The 18,312-nt window shown below is 59.8% G+C and carries 22 protein-coding genes; 6 read left to right on the forward strand and 16 right to left on the reverse strand.

Annotation, left to right across the window (positions count from 1 at the left end; translation table 11 throughout):
• Nucleotides 1-23: 23 nt before the first annotated feature.
• The 6 genes from AC1DPR_RS07145 to lgt form a co-directional block, all read right to left on the reverse strand.
• Nucleotides 24-956: a ribose-phosphate pyrophosphokinase gene (locus tag AC1DPR_RS07145; RefSeq protein WP_018857228.1), complete on the reverse strand. Its 933-nt coding sequence runs from the start codon at nt 954-956 to the stop codon at nt 24-26.
• Nucleotides 957-1,062: 106 nt separating this feature from the next.
• Nucleotides 1,063-1,893, reverse strand: a complete 831-nt coding sequence (locus AC1DPR_RS07150; RefSeq protein ID WP_113471217.1) for a hypothetical protein — start codon at nt 1,891-1,893, stop codon at nt 1,063-1,065.
• An 82-nt stretch (nt 1,894-1,975) separates the two neighbouring features.
• Complete coding sequence (locus tag AC1DPR_RS07155; RefSeq protein ID WP_477816035.1) at nt 1,976-3,127, reverse strand: M24 family metallopeptidase; 1,152 nt, start codon at nt 3,125-3,127, stop codon at nt 1,976-1,978.
• Between the two features lie 5 nt (nt 3,128-3,132).
• A complete protein-coding gene (pgeF, locus tag AC1DPR_RS07160) occupies nt 3,133-3,927 on the reverse strand; it encodes a peptidoglycan editing factor PgeF (RefSeq protein WP_477816036.1) in 795 nt (264 codons plus the stop codon).
• A 95-nt stretch (nt 3,928-4,022) separates the two neighbouring features.
• Nucleotides 4,023-5,123 carry a class I SAM-dependent methyltransferase gene (locus tag AC1DPR_RS07165; RefSeq protein ID WP_018857224.1) on the reverse strand — a complete coding sequence of 367 codons (1,101 nt, stop codon included), beginning with the start codon at nt 5,121-5,123 and terminating at the stop codon, nt 4,023-4,025.
• 25 nt (nt 5,124-5,148) lie between these two features.
• Nucleotides 5,149-6,030 (reverse strand): prolipoprotein diacylglyceryl transferase, encoded by an 882-nt coding sequence (gene lgt, locus AC1DPR_RS07170; protein WP_192241936.1) that lies wholly within the window; start codon nt 6,028-6,030, stop codon nt 5,149-5,151.
• Between the two features lie 280 nt (nt 6,031-6,310).
• On the opposite strand from lgt, the gene AC1DPR_RS07175 reads away from it, so the two are divergent.
• The 4 genes from AC1DPR_RS07175 (at nt 6,311) to AC1DPR_RS07190 (ending at nt 8,636) form a co-directional block, all read left to right on the forward strand.
• Complete coding sequence (locus AC1DPR_RS07175) at nt 6,311-6,571, forward strand: accessory factor UbiK family protein (protein ID WP_007534115.1); 261 nt, start codon at nt 6,311-6,313, stop codon at nt 6,569-6,571.
• Between the two features lie 392 nt (nt 6,572-6,963).
• Nucleotides 6,964-7,464: a type III secretion system chaperone family protein gene (locus tag AC1DPR_RS07180; RefSeq protein WP_018857221.1), complete on the forward strand. Its 501-nt coding sequence runs from the start codon at nt 6,964-6,966 to the stop codon at nt 7,462-7,464.
• Entirely contained in the window at nt 7,465-8,283 is an 819-nt protein-coding gene (gene proC / locus AC1DPR_RS07185) for a pyrroline-5-carboxylate reductase (RefSeq protein WP_018857220.1), read from the forward strand.
• Nucleotides 8,284-8,294: 11 nt separating this feature from the next.
• The gene (locus tag AC1DPR_RS07190) at nt 8,295-8,636 is read left to right on the forward strand and encodes a tRNA-binding protein (protein WP_018857219.1); all 342 of its coding nucleotides are present in this window, start codon (nt 8,295-8,297) and stop codon (nt 8,634-8,636) included.
• Here AC1DPR_RS07190 and AC1DPR_RS07195 read toward each other — a convergent pair whose 3' ends face one another.
• The 6 genes from AC1DPR_RS07195 to AC1DPR_RS07220 form a co-directional block, all read right to left on the reverse strand.
• Nucleotides 8,637-9,218: a DUF1349 domain-containing protein gene (locus AC1DPR_RS07195; protein WP_477816037.1), complete on the reverse strand. Its 582-nt coding sequence runs from the start codon at nt 9,216-9,218 to the stop codon at nt 8,637-8,639.
• 7 nt (nt 9,219-9,225) lie between these two features.
• Nucleotides 9,226-10,605: an ATP-binding protein gene (locus tag AC1DPR_RS07200; protein ID WP_018857217.1), complete on the reverse strand. Its 1,380-nt coding sequence runs from the start codon at nt 10,603-10,605 to the stop codon at nt 9,226-9,228.
• A 28-nt stretch (nt 10,606-10,633) separates the two neighbouring features.
• Complete coding sequence (locus tag AC1DPR_RS07205) at nt 10,634-11,335, reverse strand: response regulator (RefSeq protein WP_018857216.1); 702 nt, start codon at nt 11,333-11,335, stop codon at nt 10,634-10,636.
• Complete coding sequence (locus tag AC1DPR_RS07210) at nt 11,336-11,833, reverse strand: MarR family winged helix-turn-helix transcriptional regulator (protein ID WP_018857215.1); 498 nt, start codon at nt 11,831-11,833, stop codon at nt 11,336-11,338.
• Nucleotides 11,834-12,356: 523 nt separating this feature from the next.
• Entirely contained in the window at nt 12,357-12,623 is a 267-nt protein-coding gene (locus AC1DPR_RS07215) for a hypothetical protein (RefSeq protein WP_018857214.1), read from the reverse strand.
• A gap of 238 nt (nt 12,624-12,861) precedes the next feature.
• Nucleotides 12,862-13,470 carry a DUF1236 domain-containing protein gene (locus AC1DPR_RS07220; RefSeq protein ID WP_018857213.1) on the reverse strand — a complete coding sequence of 203 codons (609 nt, stop codon included), beginning with the start codon at nt 13,468-13,470 and terminating at the stop codon, nt 12,862-12,864.
• 216 nt (nt 13,471-13,686) lie between these two features.
• On the opposite strand from AC1DPR_RS07220, the gene AC1DPR_RS07225 reads away from it, so the two are divergent.
• Nucleotides 13,687-14,334, forward strand: coding sequence for an MBL fold metallo-hydrolase (locus AC1DPR_RS07225; RefSeq protein WP_018857212.1), 648 nt, complete (start codon nt 13,687-13,689; stop codon nt 14,332-14,334).
• Between the two features lie 62 nt (nt 14,335-14,396).
• On the opposite strand, the gene AC1DPR_RS07230 is transcribed toward AC1DPR_RS07225, so the two are convergent.
• From AC1DPR_RS07230 to AC1DPR_RS07240, 3 genes are all read right to left on the reverse strand, one after another.
• Nucleotides 14,397-14,807 (reverse strand): BA14K family protein, encoded by a 411-nt coding sequence (locus AC1DPR_RS07230; protein ID WP_018857211.1) that lies wholly within the window; start codon nt 14,805-14,807, stop codon nt 14,397-14,399.
• Nucleotides 14,808-14,948: 141 nt separating this feature from the next.
• A complete protein-coding gene (locus AC1DPR_RS07235; protein WP_007534130.1) occupies nt 14,949-15,164 on the reverse strand; it encodes a cold-shock protein in 216 nt (71 codons plus the stop codon).
• A 465-nt stretch (nt 15,165-15,629) separates the two neighbouring features.
• Nucleotides 15,630-16,544, reverse strand: a complete 915-nt coding sequence (locus tag AC1DPR_RS07240) for a DMT family transporter (RefSeq protein ID WP_018857210.1) — start codon at nt 16,542-16,544, stop codon at nt 15,630-15,632.
• 103 nt (nt 16,545-16,647) lie between these two features.
• Between AC1DPR_RS07240 and AC1DPR_RS07245 the strand changes: the two genes are divergently transcribed.
• Entirely contained in the window at nt 16,648-17,133 is a 486-nt protein-coding gene (locus AC1DPR_RS07245) for a hypothetical protein (protein WP_018857209.1), read from the forward strand.
• A gap of 8 nt (nt 17,134-17,141) precedes the next feature.
• On the opposite strand, the gene AC1DPR_RS07250 is transcribed toward AC1DPR_RS07245, so the two are convergent.
• Entirely contained in the window at nt 17,142-18,290 is a 1,149-nt protein-coding gene (locus AC1DPR_RS07250) for a PQQ-dependent sugar dehydrogenase (protein ID WP_018857208.1), read from the reverse strand.
• Nucleotides 18,291-18,312 lie beyond the last annotated feature (22 nt).

Consider the following 18,312-nt stretch of genomic DNA (forward strand, 5'->3'; position numbering starts at 1 on the left):
GGTGTTGAAAGTTTTGAAACGCTTCAGTCGAACAGGCTGGAAACCGACTCTTCCTGGCTGGTGCGGTTGATCGCTTCACCGATCAAGCTCGCCGTGCTCACAACGCGGATGTTGTGAGCTGACTGGACAGCCGTCGTCGGCTGGATCGAGTCGGTGATGACGAGCTCGCGAAGCTTCGACGAAGTGATGCGGGTGACCGCGCCCCCCGAGAGAACGCCGTGGGTAATATAGGCGGTGACGCTTGCCGCCCCTTTGGCAAGCAGCGCATCGGCTGCGTTGCAGAGCGTGCCGCCGGAATCGACGATGTCGTCGATCAGCAGGCAGTCCTTGCCTTCAACTTCGCCGATGATGTTCATGACTTCGGATTCACCCGGGCGGTCGCGGCGCTTGTCCACGATCGCCAGCAGACAGTCGAGACGTTTGGCGAGCGCGCGGGCACGAACAACGCCGCCGACATCAGGCGAAACCACCATGACGTTGCTGATGTCGTAGTTGGCCTTGATATCACGGGTCAGGACCGGGATGGCGTAGAGATTGTCCGTCGGAATATCGAAGAAGCCCTGGATCTGGCCTGCATGCAGATCGAGGGTTAGCACGCGATCGGCGCCGGCTTCCGTTATGAGGTTGGCGACGAGCTTGGCGGAGATCGGCGTGCGCCCCGAGGCACGGCGATCCTGGCGGGCATAGCCGAAATAGGGAAGAACCGCAGTTATGCGGCGCGCGGACGAGCGGCGCATCGCATCGATCATGATGAGCAGTTCCATGAGATGGTCGTTCGTCGGAAAAGACGTGGACTGGACGACGAACACGTCTTCACCGCGAACGTTTTCCTGAATTTCCACGAAGATTTCCTGATCGGCAAATCTTCTGACGCTGGCTTTGCCCAAAGGCACATTGAGATAGCTGCAGATCGCTTCGGCGAGATGCCGGTTCGAATTGCCTGCGAAAACCTTCATCTTGGTCCGCCTATTTCCTGCTGATAGCCGCGCTTTTTAGCCAGCTTGCTCCTGAATGCAAGGGCTAAGGCGTCATCTGCGCTCATATTTCTAAAAACCTTGTGGCTTAACCGCCGCGAGCATCGCGCCACGTTGAGAAGTCGGTGATGGTTTTCGAGGCGATTTGCTGCATAACCGAGGCGGGAACGCCGGCCCAGGGATCCAGCGCCTCCGAGGGTACGCTTTCCTGTCCCTGGATGCGGTGCAGGCGCGCGCCGCTGCCATCGAGAATATCCCAGACATAGACCACGGTGACCTTGCCGCTGTCGGAAAAGGCGGAGAGGTATCCCTTCAGAATGTAGGCGCTTGAGCTGTCGTTCGAGCTCTTGATGGAAAGGCCGTGCGAGCGGGCCTCCGCTCCGAGTTGGCGCGAAAGCGGTGTAACCGCCTGAACCGGTGCCCCGATGATCGGAAGGAAGCGGACGGTCGTCCCACCTGCCGAGGACGAACTCGTATTCAGCATGGCAGTCTGGGTTTGCTGTCTAGGCGGTTCGCGAGCGGGCGCTTCCACCATGTCTTCTTCCTCGGCCTGGGCGTTGGATATTGGCTCCGGCAGGGTCTGCGCCTTGATTGGCACGGAGGCTGCCGGCGAGCGCATATCGCTTTCCAAGGCCATCGCCTGGGCTTCCATCGTGGTAGGCGGTGCGCCTGAACCTTGACGATAGCTCGCCTGGCTGTAGGCGGGATGATATCCGTTCGACCGCTGCTGAGCGGCAAAGGCCTGCTGGCGGGGCTGGGTTCCTGCCATGCGTTCCACGTCGCCCTGCGTTACCGGCGATGAGCGCATGTTTGGTGAGGAATCGCCGATGTCGACCAGCGGGACCAAGGCGTCGGTGGTGTTGCAGGCGGTTAGGGCAAAGCAGGCAAGGAGCACTGGCGCAGTCGCGACTCGCGTCATCCCTCGTTACATCCTTCCCAGTGCCGGCCCCATGCACTTTATGAAGGCCGGTGCGGGTCTGTGTCAATTCCGGATTCTTGTCTCAGACGTTGATGAAATCCAGAGAGTGGCGGGAAAGCGCGCGGGGTGTGTTGTCCGTCGTGAGATAAGTCTGCCCGAGGGTCATCGCAGCTCCCGTGTCGGAATCCATGATGATCATGTGCACGAAGAGCGACATGTTCGGTTCGATTGCTTGCGGATTACCGACATGGAACATCTGATGCTCCATCCAGGATGGCGAGAAACGGGCGCCCAGCGAGTAGCCGCAGGCATTGAGGCGATGGCGCGACAGGCCGCGCTCGTCCATGATTTTCGCATGCATATCGAAGACGTCGCCGAAGCTGTGGCCCGGCCTCAATACCGTTTCGATTGCCTGGATGGTTTCGAAGCAGGCGTTGTAGAGTTCGCGATGGCGATAGCTCGGTTCGCCGATGACGACGGTACGCATCATTCCCGCATGGTAGTGCGCGTAGGCGCCTGCCCATTCGAGCGTCAACTGGTCGTTGGTATCGAGCTTGCGGCGGCCGGCCTTGTAGCGGCAAAGCAGGGCGTCCTCGGCAGAGCCGATGATGAATTCGTTCGCGGAATAGTCGCCACCACCGGCAAAAACGGCGCCCTGCATCGCGGCCAGAATATCCGCTTCGTCTGCGCCGGGATTGGTCAGCGCGAGTGCCGCATCAAGCGCATCGTCGGCCAATACAGCAGCGCGTTCAACATAGGCGACTTCGGCTGGGCTCTTGATCAGTCTCAGGCGGCTGACGAGATAGGACGCGTCGACGATCTGGCCGAAGGACGTCAACTGCGCGTCGAGCATCCGGGCTACGCGGCCCGTCATGCCATGGGTGTCGTATTCGACGCCGATCCTGGCTCCGAGCAGATCCATCTCGACCAGCAGGTTCCGAAGGTCGACGGTCGGATCGGCATTTACGCGGTCGACCCAGACTTGCACGTTTTCCAGAATGGAGGTGTGTTTCGCCTGACGCAGGTCGGCAGAGCGTGTGATCAGCGCCATCGTCCCGTCGGCCTTGACGACAAGCGTTTGGAAGAAGCAGTAGCCGAAGGTGTCGTAGCCGGTCAGCCAGTACATGCTTTCCTGGGCAAACAGCAGCAGGGCATCCAGCTTCTCTTCGCGCATCTTGTCTGTCAGACGCGCGAGGCGGACGGCGAATTCGGGTCGGTCGAAGTGCAAGGCCATACCGCTCAAATCTCCCTGATTGCGATTGCAGAAATCTGCCGACCGTAGTCCGGCTCTTTGTTATGTGTGGTCCGGCGGTACGAGAAGAAACGCTCGGCATCGGGATAGGTGCAGAGCCCAAGGCTTTCTGCGCGGATGCCGGCGGCGCGCAGCCGGTCGATCGTCAGGGCAGGGAGGTCGAACATCGCGTGTTCAGGCTTTCCTGATGGCACGAAATAGCGCTCGTAAGATGGATCCTGAGCGACAAAGCGTTCCACAAATTCCGGCCCAACCTCGTAGCTCGCCTGGCTGATCGATGGGCCGAGGCAGGCAACGATGGCTTCGCGCTTCGCGCCAAGCTGGACCATCGTGTCGATCGTGTTTTCCAAAACACCGGTGAGGGCACCCTTCCAACCTGCATGAGTGGCGCCAATGACACCGTTTTCCGAATCGGCGAAGAGGATTGGCCCACAATCGGCAGCCAGCACCCCGAGCGCTATGCCCGGAGTTGCCGTTACCAACGCATCCGCTGAGGGGCGGGAGCCGTTATAGTTCCTGTCGACGACGACCACATCGGGAGAGTGTACCTGGTGCACAGTAGCGAGACGCTCGACAGGCAATTCAAACCAGCTAGCCACGCGGCGGCGATTCTCCTGAACCTTCTCGCGCTCATCGTGCGAGCCGAGGCCGACATTCAGGCCGCGATAAATGCCGTCCGAAACGCCGCCTTGCCGGGTGAAGTAGCCATGGAGAATTGCGTCACCGGTTGCCTCTTTCAGCAGCGCGCTTTGGATCGGTGCCGGAGATGCTGCTTGCGTCATTAGAACTTCCAAAATTGCTTGAATGCTTGTGCGCCTTACTGGATGGCAATGCCTGGTCGATTGCCGCGGATGTTGGCCCAGCGGCGCTCGCGCTGTCAATCCACCGAACGGAAGGGCATCAAATCCACCGTCGGGTGCGAGACCGCCAGCACCTTGAAGAGTTCGCCCATACGCCCTTCACCTTCGGCGGCCAGTCGGTCGACTGCGGTCTGGATGATTTGCTGCGTATGTGGTGCTCGATCCCGGCCAAGCACGGCAGCGCGATCGAGAATGCCGAGGCCGACGAGAAAATCGCCCTGGTGAAGCATGCCGTTGACGTGGACCCCGGCCGCAGTGGCGGTCTGTGCCAATGCCTGGAAATCGACGTGGCTCGTCAGGTCCGCTTCACCGGGATGCGCCAGAGGCGGATCATACTCATGCATGCGCACCGCCTGCAGCGTGTCGCCGTAGCCACTCACAACGTGCCCATAGTCAATGGCGACAAGCGTCCCGCCATGTTCTTTCAGGCGATCGCAGATCGATAGCATCACCGACTGGCGCGCCGGCGAGACTTCGAAGATTGTTCCCGGGAGTACGTCCTCTTCCGGCCAGGGGAGGAGGCTTGAATCGATCCCGGCCACGCCGGCGCCGAATGTCAGTTCGCCTGCTGCGTCGACGCCCACCATCCGCTCGCGGAAGCCCGCCGGCGTCCGCACGAACTGACGGATCGGAATCGCATCGAACAACTCATTTGCCGCGACGAGCGAGAATCCCGGCGGGACTTCATCGAAGCCCTGATGCCAGCTGACCTTGTCGCCGTGGGACGCCAGCGTCTCCTGCTGGATGTCGCGCAGCCGCTCGCTTGTCTCGACGAGGTGCACGGTCATGTCTCCGAAAAGCGGCGGCGCGATACGGGAAATGACGCGCAGCATATCCGACATCATCGTGCCGCGACCGGGACCGATTTCGATGAGACGGACACCTTTGGGCGTCCCGTGTCGCTGCCAGGCATGGACGATGAAGACGCCGATCATCTCGCCAAAAAGCTGGCTTACCTCGGGTGCAGTCACGAAGTCACCTGTGCGGCCAAAAGGCTCGCGGGTCCTGTAGTAGCCATGTTCGGGGTCGGCGAGGCACAGCGAAAAAAAGTCCGTGACGCTGATCGGGCCGTTCGCCTGAATGATAGCCTTGATCTTCTCACCGAGCGCGGTGCTCATGAATGCCCCTCCTGTCCGGCTGCGATCAGTGCTGCAGGGCAGCCTGACGGCGAGCGCGAAGCATGGCCCAGATTCCCAGCAATACCATCGGCGTGGAAAGCACCATGCCCATGGTGAGCCAATTGGTGCCCAGCAGGTAGCCCAGCTGGGCATCCGGTTCGCGGAAGAATTCGACGAAAATGCGGGAAAGCGCGTAGCCGCAGACGAAAACGCCGGTGACGAAGCCAGGGGTCTTCAGTGCGCGGAAGCCGTAGATCAGCATGGCGAGAACCAGGAGGAGCACGATGCCCTCCAGACCTGCCTCGTAGAGCTGGCTGGGGTGGCGAACAAAGTCGCCGCCGGGGCAGTAACCGTCGGCCCGCTCGATATATTGGTTACAGAAAACCATGCCCCAAGGCACATCGGTCAAGCGCCCCCAAAGCTCACCATTGATGAAGTTGGCGACGCGGCCGCAGAACAGGCCGATCGGGACGACTGCTGCGACAATATCGAACAGGCTCCAGATCGGTATGCTGTTGCGCCGCGCGAAGACGATCATCGCGATGGTGGTGCCCGTCAGGCCGCCGTGGAAGGACATGCCGCCATTCCATATCTGTATCGCCCGGATCGGGCTCTCGATGACAGCAGGCATGTCGTAGAAGAGGATGTAGCCGATGCGGCCGCCGAGGACGATGCCGAGCGCGACCCAGATGATGAAATCGTCCAGTTGCACCTTGGTGATCGGGGACACGTCGCCCGGCCACAGCTTGTTGTTCCCGGCGATCTGACGCGCATAGTACCAGCCGAGCATGATGCCGGCGACATAGGCAAGTCCGTACCAGTGAATTGAGAGGGGGCCGAGCGAAAAGGCGATCGGGTCGATCTCGGGGAACGGCATGATCGCCATGAAATTGGCTGCTGTCGGCAAGGTTGTCCCATTCGGTGGCGCAAAGCCCGGAATATGGAATCGGGCGTCTGACGCGGTTCAGTTCAAGGCGTCCTTTGCGACTTTCTGAAGGCGCGCCAAGCTTGATGTGGGCGGAAGATGGCGCTGCGATCAAGAGCGGTCAAGTCGATTGTTGGCGATCGGAGGCCGCCGGCTGGCTTATCCAGAGCAAACCGCTTGCATCCTCCGCGGCGAAGCCCTACCTCATTCTTGAGGGGCCGAAGTGGCCCTAACTGGTCTATAGCAAAGGGAGAAAATCGCCATGACGACTGGAGCAAACCGCATCATGGACGAGTTCGCCAAGCTGATGACGGATGCGGCCGGCGCTGCCCAGGGTGTGCGCAAGGAAATCGAGACAGCCTTCAATGCGCAGGCGGAGCGCTGGCTCAATACACTCGACATCGTGAAGCGCGAGGAATTCGAGGTCGTACGCGAAATGGCGATCAAGGCGCGCGATGAAAATGATGCGCTGCTTGCGCGGATCGCCGCCCTTGAAGAGAAGCTTGCGGCCAAGGGCAAGTAATTCCCGTTGTGAGACAGGCCGTGGTGTGACCTTTATGAGACACACCGCGGCTGCGGCCTAAAAACCAGGTGCGGTTATCCACCTGTGGACACTGCCAAAAAGATCAATGGGCAGAGTCATTTAAACCCTCCTTCTGAATCTAAACCCGAAAAGCTTTCCACAGTGCCGTTCCCTAAAACGGCCTTCAGGGGCTGGCGTGTCGCCGAGCCCGTTATACACTGATTTTAAATGATGATTCGAAGCGGTTGGTAAGCTCCAGGCAGGTTTGACTGCGTTAAGTCTGGTAGTGGTTCAACGGTCATCACGGTTGGTGGTTCCGGCTGTTGCGTGTGTTCTCCTTGTGTCTCGTTGACGAAGTTGGTTCGCATTCACTCCGGTCAAGAAGGTGCTGCATGAGCCTCATGGAATTGGAAGTCGAGCGTCAGTCGAACCCGGTCGATATGATCGAGTACGTCGCCGCCAATAACGACTGGTCTTTCGAGCGGTCGGGTGACGACGAAATTGCGATGACGGTTGAAGGGAAGTGGGCCGACTACCACGTTTCCTTTTCCTGGATGGAAGAGTTCGAGGCGCTGCACCTTGGCTGCGCCTTCGACGTCAAGGTTCCCGAACAGCGCGTTAACGAGGTCACCAAGCTCTTGGCCGCGATCAACGGCCAGGTCCTGATGGGACACTTCGATCTTTGGCGCCAGGAAGATGTCATCATCTTCCGTCAGTCGCTGCTGCTTGCCGGCGGTGCGGAGCCGACCAATCGACAGGTCGAGGTTTTGCTCGCTAGTGCGCTCGATACCTGTGAGGCGTACTATCAAGCGTTCCAGTTCGTGATCTGGTCGGGCATGGAGGCGAACCGCGCCATGGAAGCGGTTCTCTTCGAAACCGTCGGCGAGGCGTAAATGTCATCCGCATCTTCAGGTCCTATCGTTCTTATCGGTGCCGGCAATATGGGGGGCGCAATGCTCTCTGGCTGGCTGAAGAGCGGAGTGGCCGGTTCTTCCATCGTCGTCATCGATCCCGGTCCGTCCGAGCAGATGATGAAAACAATCAACGATGCCGGCGTAACGCACGTTACCTCGGCTCCTGCCGGGCTGACGGCAGGCGTTCTCTTTCTGGCGGTCAAGCCACAGGTGATGGATGCCGTGCTGCCTCCGGTCAAGGGAACGGTGGGATCAGAAACCGTCGTTGTGTCGGTCGCCGCCGGGAAGACGCTGTTGTTTCTTGAAAAGCATCTCGGTGAGGCTGCGATGGTGCGCGCTATGCCGAACACCCCGGCCATGGTCGGTCGTGGTGTTACGGGTGCGTTTGCCAATGCCCGCGTCACCGATGCGCAGCGTGAGCACGTCCATTCTCTCTTGCGTGTATCCGGTCCGGTAGAATGGGTTCCAACCGAAGCCGACATCGATGCCGTTACGGCGCTGTCGGGAAGCGGACCGGCTTATGTGTTTTATCTCGTCGAGTGTATGGCAGAGGCAGGCCGTAAACTTGGCTTGCAGGCGGACCTTGCCATGCGTCTTGCACGGGAAACGGTCGCGGGGGCTGGTGAGCTTTTGCACCAGTCCCCCGACGACGCCTCGCGGCTGCGGCAGAACGTGACATCGCCGGGCGGCACGACCGCCGCCGCGCTTTCGGTCCTGATGGCCGAGGACGCGATGCAGCCTCTTTTCGACAAGGCCCTCGCGGCAGCGCGCAGGCGCGCCGAAGAGCTTGCCGGCTGAGGACAACCTGTATGGCTGACGAAATCACCTATGCCGACTTCGAGCGTGTCGACATTCGTGTCGGTACGATCGTCGAGGCAAGTCCGTTTCCGGAGGCGCGAAAGCCGGCCTTCAAGCTGCTGATCGACTTCGGGCCAGAGATCGGTCTCAAGAAGTCGTCGGCCCAGATTACGGTTCACTATACGCCCGAGAGCCTTGTCGGTCGGCAGGTTCTCGGCGTGGTGAACTTTCCGCCACGGCAGATCGGCCCGGTCCGCTCGGAAGTCCTGACCTTGGGCTTCGAGGATGAGGCGGGAGCGATCGTTCTTGCAGGAACCGACAAGCCCGTACCGAACGGCAAGAAGCTGATGTGATCAGTGGATCTCGCGCGACAGCGGATCGGTCAGCGAGAAATCGTGGAATACGGCTTCGAAGCCGGCGCGTTGCGGCGAGCAGAATACCGGCCCGACGGCAACCTTTGCATACGCCGGATCGAACCACGCAAGGCGTGCCATGCGCCAATCTTCCATGCGGTCCGTTCTGTATTGAATGAACAGCGCATCGCCATTGCGTGTCACCCGCACGCCCATGCGCTCGAATGTGTGGTCGAGCCGAAAGGCTGACCAATCGGAATTGCCGTTGGTCACGACGACGCTGAAATGCATGGCGCCATCGGTATATTCGATCCCGCATTTCATCCAATGCGTGGCATCAGCCCGTACCATGAGGCCAGCCTGATCGTAGAGTTCCTGGTAGCGTCCCGAGAAGGAAACCTCGGCGGTGAAGTCGCCTTGTCGCGACCGGTGCAGGAAATGTCCGTCGTCGCGGTGGAAGCCGTAATATGTCCCCTGCCAGAAATCGGTCTTGGGTCCCGACCAGACATGCAAATCCCCGCCGCGCATCTCGAAGCGAGGCGGCGGGTTCAGCCATGTCATTGAGCTCGTGTCCATCGTCATCTTTTCCTCACGCGGGCAGGCGGACGGTCGCCCGAAGGCCACCCAGAGGGCTGTCGCCAAGCGTGACGTTGCCGCCGTGGCTTCGTGCGATGTCGCGAGCGATTGCGAGGCCCAGGCCGGTGCCCGAGGCATCGAGATTTCGGGCTTCGTCGAGCCGGAAGAACGGCTTGAAGACGTCCTCGCGGTTCCTTTCTGGAATCCCCGGGCCGTCATCGTCAAAGGTGATCGTCAGCCACTTGGCGCTGTGCCTGGCGTTGATGTCGAGCGTGTTGGCGTAGCGGCGGGCATTTGAGGCTAGGTTGGTCACAAGGCGCGTGAAGGCGTTCGGGCGCACCAAGATCTCGTCGTCTCCGTCGATCGAGTATGTAAGCTTCTTGCCGTCGTGAAGTTCGAAGTCTGCCGCCACTCGTGCGAAGAGCTCGCTGAGCTTCAGGTCGCCAACGTCCTCTTCGACCTCGCTTCGGGCAAACGCCATGTAGGCCTCGAGCATCGACTGCATATCGTTGACGTCGTCGTTCAGGCCGTGAAGCTCCGGATTTTCGCCGGCCAGTGCCAGCTGCAGCTTGAAGCGGGTCAGGATCGTGCGCAGATCGTGGCTCACTCCGGTCAGCATCGCCGTGCGTTGCTCGATCTGTCGCTCGATGCGCTCGCGCATCAGAATGAAGGCAAGGCCCGCACGACGAACCTCATCTGCGCCACGCGGGTGGAAGTTGTCGGCCTTCTGCCCCTTGCCGAAGTTTTCGGCGGCGTTGGCCAGCGCTAGGATCGGGCGGATCTGCCCGCGCAGGAAGAGGATCGATATGCCAATCAGGACCAGCGAGGCGCCAACCATCCACACAATGAAGATGTGAGTGTTGGAGGCATAGGTCGAGCTGCGCCGTGCCAATACGCGAAGGATCTTGTCTTCCAGCTTGATGCGGATCTCGACGAGGCTGGAGTCGCCGAGCGTGTCGATCCAGAAGGGGCGCTTGATCTGATCGCTGATCTCGTCGCTCAGGATACCGTCCAGGATGGAGAAGAAGGGCTTTGTGCGTGGCGATGGCAGATCGCCGTCCGGTTCGATCGAGATCTGCAAGTTCATCTGATCGCGTGCGATACGGGTGACTTCGCTAAAGTCCGTATCTTGCGGATAAGTCTCGATGATCTGGATGATGGCCGCTATGTCGCGCGTGACGGCGGCTGAAAGGCGTTGGGTCACCATCTGCCAGTGGCGCTCCATGAATACGGCGGCGACAACAGACTGCAGGAGCACCATGGGGATAATGATGATCAGCAGCGAGCGGACGTACAGGCCCGTCGGCAGATAGAGCCGAAATCTGCGCAGCATCCACCGCCAGCCGCGGGCGGGCGAGCGGTCGTCGCGCCGAAGAGAGTCGAATGTCACCATTTGGCCGCTGGTCCTGGGGTTGCGACTGTCAATCGATGCTCAATCGGTATCCTATACCACGAACCGTCTGCAGCCAGACCGGATTTGCGGGATCGTCCTCGATCTTGCGTCTCAGGCGATTGATCTGCACATCGATGGTGCGCTCACCGACATCAACATCGTTGCCGATAAGCTCGTGTCGCGGAATGGTATCGCCGGCGCGTTTGGCGAACAGCAGCATGATTTCCTGCTCGCGATCCGTCAGCCGGACGACTTCGGACGCCTTCTTCAGCTCCTTGCGTGTGAGCGAGAAGGTATATGGTCCGAACATCACCTGTTCGATTTTCGGCGCATCGTTCGAGACATTGCGGCGCAGGATGTTGTTGACGCGCAGCACGAGCTCGCGTGGGTCGAAGGGCTTGGCCAGATAATCGTCGGCGCCTGCCTCGAGGCCCTCAATGCGGCTGCCTGACTCCGCCAGCGCCGTGAGCATGATGATTGGCACGTTCTTGATCGTGCGCAGACCCCTGGTCACTTCGATCCCGGACTCACCCGGCATCATGACGTCCATGATGATGAGGTCGAAATCCAAGCCGGCAAGCTTGCGTTGAGCTTCCGCGCCATCCGCGGCCACGGTCACCCGGAAGCCGTTCTCGGTCAAATAGCGGTTGAGCAGGGCGCGGATACGCGTGTCGTCATCCACAACAAGCAAGTGCGCAGCGTCGTCCGAAATCACTGTCTTTGTCGCCATTCAATCCGCTCTCGAGTTTGGTCTATTCCGCATACCTCTGAGGAAGGCCTTTATGCCTTCCCGTACCTCCGGAGAAGCCCCGTCGAATGCTCTCTCAATACGGCGCGATTGCGGCTCCGCCAGAGCAAGAGCAAGCTCGCGCCCCATCTTGGTAGGATAGAGCTTGCGCTGCCGCCTGTCTTCAGGCCCCGCAATCTGTCGAATATACCCCGAATCAATGAGTTGTTTGAGCACTCTTGCAAGACTCTGCTTGGTTATCTTCAACGTATCCAGCAGATCGGCAACCGTCATGCCCGGGTTGCGGTTAACAAAGTGAACGACACGGTGGTGCGCGCGCCCGAAGCCGATCTCTGCCAGGATGGCGTCAGGATCCGAAACGAAGTCACGATAGGAGAAGAACAGAAGCTCGATGATCTCAAAATCGATGGTTTCTGTGTTTTCCATCGGCATTTTCAGCAGTTCGGGCTTGCCCGCCTTTGGGCTCGTCTGGCGTGCCAATTTGGCATTTCCTTTCTTGTTGCGCACCTCGCGGGAAGCTCAGATAAAAATATGCCAGCATTTGACGTATCTTTGCGCCGTTGCTTGCTTCCCCCACGCGTCGCGAAGCCGGAAGGGGATGCCGTTTCCACCGGAAATTTGGCCCCACTTCGCAAACTTCACCACAATGCGTAATTTTCCCCTTTGTCAGTGGATAAAACGTATCGGGGATAACAATCAACAACAATGGCGTACGGGCAGCGGAGGAGAGCGAACGGCTGCGGTGCGTTCGTTCAGTGGAAAAACGCAAAGATCCACGTGTCGACCTATGGGTTTCACGCCGCAAACCTGGTGTTCATGGGAGAACACGGCTGGGCTGTGACGGAAATCGGGCCACACCGGTTTATGCCGGCGACGATCAGCGAAACACTGATGAGCGACTATGTAAGAGAGATAGATCGCGTGGCCGCTGCCGCCGACTATCCTCCAGCAAAGGACAGCGACCGGGTTCCCAGGGAGCCTCGGCCGCTTCTCGATGGGCTATCTATCGTGCGCGGGCGGCTACCGCTCCTACGATCGTCGACAGGATGCCGCCGCCGATCAGGCCGCCGATACCGTCGGCAATCAAACCGGTCATTGCAGCTTCGCCGCCGACCATGCTGAGCAGCATGCCACCGCCGATGCCACCGATCGCGCCGGCGATCGTCCGGGCGACGGTATTGATTGCAACCTGCTTCAACGCGCCGCTTGCGACATTGCCGCCGACTGCACCCGCTATTACCTGTGTGATGATGGGCAATAAGGCTTCCACGATTTCCCTCCTTCGCGTTTCCTCAAACGCCACTGCCGGCTGCGCGATCCGAAAGGATAGCCAGCCCTACAGGCGATCCGACCTCCGACCGGGAGCAGGGGATATCGTCTGAATTTCAGTATTTTATCATGATTGAATATTTAGTGGAATGGAGAGCAACCCACGCGTGAAAGTTTTCCACGCTGTCTGCGCAAAAAAAGGCGCCCGCGGGGCGCCTTTTCCATGTTGTGCGTTACAATCAGTTGTAGACGTAAACGATGCGGCGGCTGCCGGGGTCCACAAGGACCGGTCGATCGTTGATTCGGACATACCGATACTGATAGTCCGGAATTTCCTGGAACGTCACATCAGCCGGCACGGAAGCACCCACGACGACATCGCCACCGAGGCGCACGGTCTGTGCCGGATTGGTCTGGACATAGGTCGTGACGGTTTCAGGTGGGGTAACGGCGTCGACGGAGCCAACCGGTCCAAGCAACTCGTCGCCCGGTGCCGGCTCAGGAGCGACGCTTGCCGTCGTCTCATAGGTCACGACGGGAACGCCTAGATCGGACTGGTGCTGCTCGACGACGACGGTGCTGCCACCCTGTTCGACCTGCAGATACTGAGCATAGACCCAGCCACGCACGCCGTTGACGTCAACACGGCACCAGCGGCTTCCCTGGATGCAACCATCCAGCATTGCCTGCGAGCCGCGCGTCGCGATTCCGATTGAGGGATATTGCGGACCGGGGCCTGCGCGAACGTTCAGATCGTTGATGGCCGTGGCAACCATGTCCGCCTGGGCAAGACCGGCGCTTCCCACGACGATCGCGCCAGCCAGGAACAGATTTCGCTTCAAGGTCATCTCGTTTCTCCTTGTCTTAATACAGGCAAGTAACGTTGGGGTGCAGACGATGTTCCGCCGCCTTCGCTTTCGCCGGTAAACGATTGTATCGACGTGTTAAATTCGAACGTGGCTGGTGATCGAACCCTGAAGCCAGACTGTGTTCACTAAATCGCGGGCTGCGCACGGTGTGATTTCGGACTATAGGAACCCGGGACAAAGACAAGCGAGGCACTCATGGGCATGCTCCAGGCCGGCATTATTCCGGTGACACCATTTCAGCAGAACTGCACGATCCTCTTCGACCCGGAGACCAAGGAAGGCGTCGTTGTCGATCCCGGCGGCGATGTCCCGGCGATCCTCGAGGCCATCACGGCGAACGGGTTCGACATCAAGGAAATCTGGCTGACACATGGCCATCTCGACCACGCAGGTGGAGCTAGGGAGCTCAAGGAAGCCCTTAACATCGATATCGTCGGTCCGCACGAGGACGATCTTCCCTTGCTGCAGCGGATCGAGACCCAGGCGCAAAAGTATGGCATCCCGTCGGGCATGCAGAATGTCGTTCCGGATCGTTGGCTGAAGGATGGCGACAAGGTCTCGTTTGGCACGCACGAGTTCGAGGTGTACCACACACCAGGCCACGCGCCCGGCCATGTCATCTACTTCAATCGCGCACAGAATTTTGCCCATCTGGGCGATGTGCTTTTCAACGGCTCGATCGGTCGGACGGATCTACCCGGGGGCAATCACCAGCAATTGCTCGATTCGATCCGCGACAAGGTCTTGCCGCTGGGCGATGACGTCGGCTTCATTTGCGGACACGGGCCGGGCAGCCGGATCGGCGACGAGCGACGGAGCAATCCCTTCCTGCAAGGGATCTGAGCACCCAAAACAAAAGCGCCGCTGAGAGGCGGCGCTTCGTGTTTGATTGCGCGTTCAGGCGATTAGCCGGCGTTGCAGAAGTGGCTGCGGCCATCGTTGCCGATAAATGTGCCGCTGCGCGGGTCAAACGACCGGTAGCGATAGGAGCAGTAGCGTTCCCACTGCGGAGTCCAGGGCTCGATGTCGGCGGCAACCGGACGATAGTAGCGGGGCGGGGGAGCGCGATAGACCGGAACGGCTTCGTATTCCGGGTCGTAGGGCGGGTCGATGTAGCGCGGCTCATCATAACGCGGCGCGCTTGCAATGGCTGAACCCACAATCAGACCCGTTGCAAGGCCGACGGCGCCACCGACAAGCGCATCATCGCCATGGTGGTGACGGTGCCAGTCACCAGCCGACGCGACCCCGATCGATGATACTGCGAGGGCAGCAGCGGTTGCCGTCATAAGGAGCGTCTTCGCAAGCCTGTTCATTTGTATTTCCCTGTTTTAACCGATACCGGTTCTGCACCTTGATGATGGCAAGGTAAGGGCCGCGATCTGAATGCAGGCTGAATGACAAAACCCGGCATCGCTGCCGGGCTTCAACTCGAATTGACAGCGTTGGCTAGAGGCTCAGCCTGCGATCTGCAGGTTGACAGCCTTGGGGCCCTTGCCGCGGCGGTCCGGCTCCGTGTCGAAGCTAACCTTCTGATTCTCCGTCAGTCCGGCCAAGCCAGAAGCCTGAACGGCAGAAATGTGTACAAAGATGTCCGCGCCGCCCTTGTCCGGCTTGATAAAGCCAAAACCTTTGTCGGTGTTGAAGAATTTTACTGTGCCAGTCTCGGCCATGCGTCAGGTCCTTTTATCTCTGCCCGCCATCCACACGGGCAGCATCACTGATATTGCCTCCTCACGGAGACGTTAGCAGGCAATTATTGAAATGTGAGAAAAAGGTCCCCTCTAGCACAACCAAACTCACCACGGGACTGACGCCCGCTTTCTCGGAATTGGTTGACCGGAATTTTAGCGTCTCCGGCGCGCACATTCTCAAGGACTTCCCATGCTCGCAAAATGCCCGAACACGGTGAGAGTGCTGCGATTATTAAATTTTGGCAAGCAAAAGTTTTTTAACGCGTCTGTGCTGAAAGGCACCTATAGGAGGCATTTTTGCACGCCCAGAGCAAAATTTTGGTCGTTAGCCGCCGCCGAGCAACGCTTTATATCGTTGGCAATATAGTTTGGGAGCAGATTTTGCCAAAAATGCAACGCTAACGCGACTACGCAAAGGCTAAAGTTTTTTTCTTTTCCGGGCGTTCAACCCAAGTTTGGGCTCGGTTTCAACCTCTCCGAAGCTCGACGGCGCGTAATTTCGGGCACCACCTCAACCAGAAGCATGGCGGTGAACATTAGCGCGCAGCCGGCGTAGCCGAGCGGCGGCATGGTTTCGCCCAGCAGCAGAGCGCCGAGCGAGGCGCCGAAGAGTGCTTCAGATGACAGGAAGATCGCTGCCTGCGACGAGGTCGTGTAGCGCTGGCCGATGACCTGCAGCGAGAAGGCGACACCGGACGAGAATATCCCGACGTAGAGGATCTCGGGGGCTGCCGCCCAGACCGCTGCCCAACTGATCGGTTCCGCGACGATGGCAACGACGAGCGCGCAGGCCCCGGTCACCGCAAACTGGGCGGTCGAAAGGGTAAGCGGGCGCCCGGTTTCGGACACTGTGATGCCGGCCAGGGTGATCTGCCCGGCCCAGAAGACCGCGCAGACGACCGTGAGCAGATCACCGGTCGTCAGTGCCGAGAGTTGGCCACCGGACAACATGTAGATGCCGGAAACGGCCATGATCGCGCCGGGCCAGATGATCCAGTGCGGGGAGCGGCGCAGGAAGACGACAGCGATCAGGGGGACGATCACGACGTAGAGGCCGGTGATGAAGCTCGAATTCGTCACGGTCGTCGTCTGCAGGCCGATCTGCTGGGTGGCGGCGCCACCGAATAGCGCAAGACCCGTCAGCAGATAGAGCTTGAGATGGCGCGGCGCGGTCTTTACCCGCGCCTTGCGGGCTTCGAAGAGCATGAACGGCAGGACCGCGACTGCGGCAATCACGAAGCGCAGGCCAATGAACCAGAACGGACCGATTGCCTTCATTGCCGTCGACTGCGCGACAAAGCCGCCGCCCCAGATGGCAGCTGCAAGCAATAGAAGGAGGTTCGCCTGAATGCGCGTCATGTCGTCCTCGGTGCGGGAGAGTATGGGCGAGCGTTAGCAGTTGCCTTTGGTTTGGGCAAGGGTGAAGAATGTCGCCACTGGGTAAGCGCCTGAGAGCAAACGGATGGCAACGAAAACGGTTTCATCGGCGGACGAAAAGGCTGCGCCGCGACAACAGCGCCATGATGCGCCAGCGGGGTATTGCGGCAACTCGCTCACGCGAAAGCTCGGCCTGAGGGAAGGGCAGGCGGCGCTGCTGATCGGTGTACCCGAGATCGCCGAGATACAATCCTTTGAGCATTTCTCCTCCGTTACGAAAGCTTTGCCATCAATGATTGAGCGTCGCTTCGACTACGTGCATGTTTTCGAAGCCCGCCGGGTAGTCCTGGAAGGTATTGCCCGGGCTGTATCGGGCGCTCTCAAGCCCGACGGGATGCTTTGGATTTCCTGGCCCAAGAAGGCGGCGCGGGTGCCGACCACAGTCACCGAAGACGTTCTGCGATCGATATTCGTGCCTTTGGGGCTGGTTGACGTCAAAGTCTGCGCTGTCGATGAGACATGGTCCGCCCTGAAGTTTATGTTTCGAAAGGAACTGCGCGCCGGCCTCTAGGCTTAGTGTCAACCATTGTTTACCGGCGCCCGCGACACTCTTAGCAAGGCACCATCGTCTTCATCCGTGAGGAGCAGCAGGGCGCCGTCGGGTGCGACGATCACATCACGCATGCGGCCATAGGAGCCGTCGAAAATCCGCTCCTCGGCGACGAAAGCTCCGCCTTCATCGCGCTGCATTCGCGACAGCAGCTGGAACTTCAGCGCAGCAACGAGAAAGTTGCCGTCCCATTCGGGAAACATCTTGCCGCGATAAATGGCCAATGCTCCCGGCGCGATCGACGGGTCCCAATAATAAAGCGGTTGCTCAAGCCCTTCCTTGGCTGTGCCTTCGCCGATCTCGGCGCCCGAATAGTCGCGTCCGTAGGTTATGATCGGCCAGCCGTAGTTTTTGCCGGGCTCGATGTAGTTGATTTCGTCACCGCCGCGGGCGCCGTGCTCCGCCGTGTAGAGCTTGCCGTCTGCGGCATCGAAGGCGATGCCCTGCGGATTGCGATGGCCCTTCGACCAGACCTCCGGAAGCGCCTTGCCGCCGTCCTTGAAGGGATTGTCGGTGGGAATGCTGCCATCGGCGTTGATGTGGATGATGGAGCCGGCATCGTCCTTCCAATCCTGGGCACGATCCCTGTCACCACGGTCACCGACACTGATGAACAGCGAGCCGTCCTTGCCGAACGCTATGCGGGAGCCGTACTGGATGTTGCCGCCGGTGAAGCGCTTCATCGTGAAGATGGATTTGACGTCGTTCAGCCTTGTTCCGTCATTTGACAGCGTGGCGCTGAATACCTCGGTGCCGGAGCCGCCCCTGGCCCTGGTCGCGGCCGTGAGGAATATCTGGCGGCTTGTTGCAAAATCAGGCGCGATCGCAACGTCCATCAGACCACCTTGCCCCCGGGCGCTGACTTCAGGGACGCCGGCGATGGGGGCAGAGAGCTTGCCGTCGCGTATGATGCGCAGCCGTCCCGGTCGTTCGGTAACGAGATAGGAACCATCAGGGAGCACCTCCACGGCCCAGGGGTGCTCGAGGCCTGTTGCAATGGTGTCGACTTGAACCTCGACCGTCTTCGTCTTGACGATGTCGGCAGAAAAGCTTGGGGAGGCGGCCAATGCCGCGGTTGCGAGAAAGAAGCCGAATGGAAGCCGTGCAAGTGTCGTCATGGTCTGTCCCAATGCCTGTCGT

Source organism: Rhizobium sp. 01T417 (assembly GCF_056398905.1).